Genomic DNA, 3200 nt, shown 5'->3' on the forward strand with positions numbered 1-3200 from the left:
CCGTTGCCGCCGTGGCCGCCGCCGCCGCCGCCGCCGAACAACAGCACGCGCCGTTCGGATGCGGTGGTCAGTGCGCCGCCGCCTTGTCCACCCATGGCGCGGTTGCCGTCGACGGTCAGCTCGGTGTTGCCGCCTTGTCCGCCGCTGCCGCCGTTACCGCCGCCGCCGCCGCCGCTGAGCCAGCAGACGCCGCCGCCGGCGCCGTTGGCCACGCGTCCGCGTCCGCTCTGCGCTGGGCCGTAGCGCGTCACCGCGATCCCTTCGCCCTTGCGCGCCCCCAGGGGCGCAGGCTCGTCCAGGCCGGTGCAACCGACGCTGCCGGTGGGGTCATCGGCATAGCCGCCGCCGCGAAACCCCGCGGCGTTCGCGGTGATGCCGCTGGCGGCGTTGTTGGTCACCGTGCCGCTGACGAGTGCGGCGACCATGCCGCCGCTGCTGCCGTCCCAGGGCAGCGCCTGCAGACTGCCGCCCGCGTTGATCGTCAGCGCCGAGTACTCCGGCACGCGTACGACCTGGCTGACATTGGCCGGAAACTCGGCGAGCAGTGGTGCCGTCAGGTTCAAGGTGCCGCCGGTCGCGCCGCTGAGGCGGGCCAGCTCCCAGTGGCCGACGGCGGCAGAGCCCACGTCGAACGGTCCGGTCGCGCCCGAGGCAGGTTCAGGTACCAGGCCGGTGGTCTGCCACAGCATCACGAGATCGCCGGACGCGAACGATCCTCCCCTGACGGTTCCGATCTGCACCTGGGTGTCGCCCGGCGCGAGCGGCGCGGCGATCGGCGCATAGGAATTGACGACCCGCGATATCGTCAAGGTCACGGCGCCCTCGCGGCCGCTGCCGAGAAAGAAGCCGTCGGGCTCGGCGCGCGTATTCGTCGGCGCCAGGCACAGTAGAGCCAGTGACGCTGCCACGGCAGCGTTGCGGAGTGATTGCATGAATGTCCCCTGTAGCGGCGCGAACGGAGCACGCGCCCCGGAGATGATTGCGCAAAAAAGCGACCATAGTCCTCATGCGGCGAACCGGCGCCGATCCGCATTGCCGATGCGCATGCGCTCGTACGGCGAACGTTCGATGGTTTACGACCGCGCGCGGTGCCTGCGCTTTGCAAGGCACGGCGTGTTGTCTCGCGGCGGCGGCACCAAAGGGGAAAACACGCTGCGACCGCCGGCAGACGGCGCCGCGCCGCGCTCAGACTTCGAGCGAAGCCAGATCGCCCTTTTCCTCGAGCCAGCTCTTGCGGTCGGACGCGCGCTTCTTCGACAGCAGCATGTCCATGACCGTGTTCGTGCCGTCGTCGGTCTCGACGGTCAGCTGCACGAGGCGGCGCGTGTCCGGGTGCACGGTGGATTCGCGCAGCTGGCCCGGATTCATTTCGCCGAGGCCCTTGAAGCGCGTGACCGAGACCTGGCCCTTGAGCTTCTCGCGCTCGATGCGTTCGAGCATCGCGCGCTTCTCGTTCTCGTCGAGGCAGTAGAACACCTGCTTGCCCACGTCGACGCGGAACAGCGGCGGCATCGCGACGAACACGTGGCCGAGCCGGACCAGGGACGGGAAATGGCGCAGGAACAGCGCGCAGAGCAGGGTCGCGATGTGCAGGCCGTCGGAATCGGCGTCGGCCAGCACGATGATCTTGCCGTAGCGCAGGCCGTCTATGCGGTCGACGCCGGGATCGCAGCCGATCGCGACGGCGAGGTCGTGCACTTCCTGCGAGGCCAGCACCGAGCCGGATTCGACCTCCCAGGTGTTCAGGATCTTGCCGCGCAGCGGCAGGATGGCCTGGAAATCCTTGTCGCGCGCCTGCTTGGCCGAACCGCCGGCCGAGTCGCCTTCGACCAGGAACAGCTCGGTGCGCGACAGGTCGCTCGACGCGCAGTCGGCCAGCTTGCCCGGCAGCGCCGGGCCCTGGGTGATCTTCTTGCGCACGATCTGCTTCTCGGCCTTGAGCCGCGCCGTCGCGCGCTCGATCGCGAGCTGGGCGATGCGTTCGCCGACCTGCACGTGCTGGTTCAGATACAGCGAGAAGCCGTCGTGGGCCACGCCTTCGACGAACGCCGCGGCGTTGCGCGAGGACAGGCGTTCCTTGGTCTGGCCCGAGAACTGCGCGTCCTGCATCTTCAGCGACAGCACGAAGGACAGGCGGTCCCAGACGTCCTCGGGCGCGAGCTTGACGCCGCGCGGCAGCAGATTGCGGATGTCGCAGAACTCGCGCAGCGCCTCGGTCAGGCCGGTGCGCAGGCCGTTGCAGTGGGTGCCGCCCTGGGCGGTGGGAATCAGATTGACGTAGGACTCCTGCACGAGCTCGCCTTCGGGCACCCAGGCGATCGCGAATTCCACCGCCTCGGTGTCGCGCTTGAGCTCGTGCACGTAGAGGTCGGCAGGCAGGTAGTCGTTCTGGCCGAGCATCGAGCGCAGGTAGTCCTGCAGGCCGTCCTCGTAATACCAGGTGTCCTTGTCGCCGCTGGCCTCGTCGGTCAGCCTGACGGTGAGGCCCGAGCACAGCACGGCCTTGGCCTGCAGCACGTGCTTGAGGCGCGACAGCAAGATCTTCGGCGTATCGAAATATTTCGGATCGGGCCAGAAGCGTACGGTCGTGCCGGTCTGCTTCTTCGGCACGTTGCCGACGACCTCGAGCGGACTCGCGCGGTCGCCGTTCCTGAACTCCATGCGGTGGATCTGGGCATCGCGCCTGATCGTGACCTCGACGCGCGTGGACAGCGCGTTGACGACCGACACGCCGACGCCGTGCAGGCCGCCGGAGAACTGGTAGTTCTTGTTGGAGAATTTGCCGCCCGCATGCAGGCGCGTGAGGATCAGCTCGACGCCGGGGATGCCTTCGTCCGGATGGATGTCGACCGGCATGCCGCGGCCGTCGTCGCTGACGCTGACCGAACCGTCCGTGTGCACGGTGACGTCGATGGTCTTCGCGTGGCCGGCGAGGGCCTCGTCGACCGAGTTGTCGATGACTTCCTGCGCGAGATGGTTCGGCCGCGAGGTGTCGGTATACATGCCCGGCCGGCGCTTGACCGGATCCAGCCCGGACAGGACTTCGATGTCGGCGGCGTTGTAGCGACTGCTCATGGGAGGTCTTGCGGCAAGCGGGAGCCCGCCATGGTGGCGGCAACGGCGGCGGCAATCAAGCCGGCCGCCGCCGCGCCCGCCGGGGCCGCCCCCGGGGATCGACGCGGTCCGGCGGCAGCGGCCGC

General features: G+C 69.1%; 2 protein-coding genes. Both read right to left on the reverse strand.

Translation table 11 applies throughout. The features are described 5' to 3' along the window. Window positions 1-908: adventurous gliding motility protein AgmC (agmC, locus tag NON22_RS24870; protein ID WP_425508017.1), on the reverse strand; the 908-nt coding region annotated here is incomplete at its 3' end. Between the two features lie 277 nt (window positions 909-1185). Then, entirely contained in the window at window positions 1186-3075 is a 1890-nt protein-coding gene (gene parE / locus NON22_RS22345) for a DNA topoisomerase IV subunit B (protein ID WP_257389202.1), read from the reverse strand. Between the last annotated feature and the right edge of the window lie 125 nt (window positions 3076-3200).

Source organism: Tahibacter caeni (genome assembly GCF_024609805.1).
In the GTDB taxonomy this organism is placed as follows: domain Bacteria; phylum Pseudomonadota; class Gammaproteobacteria; order Xanthomonadales; family Rhodanobacteraceae; genus Tahibacter; species Tahibacter caeni.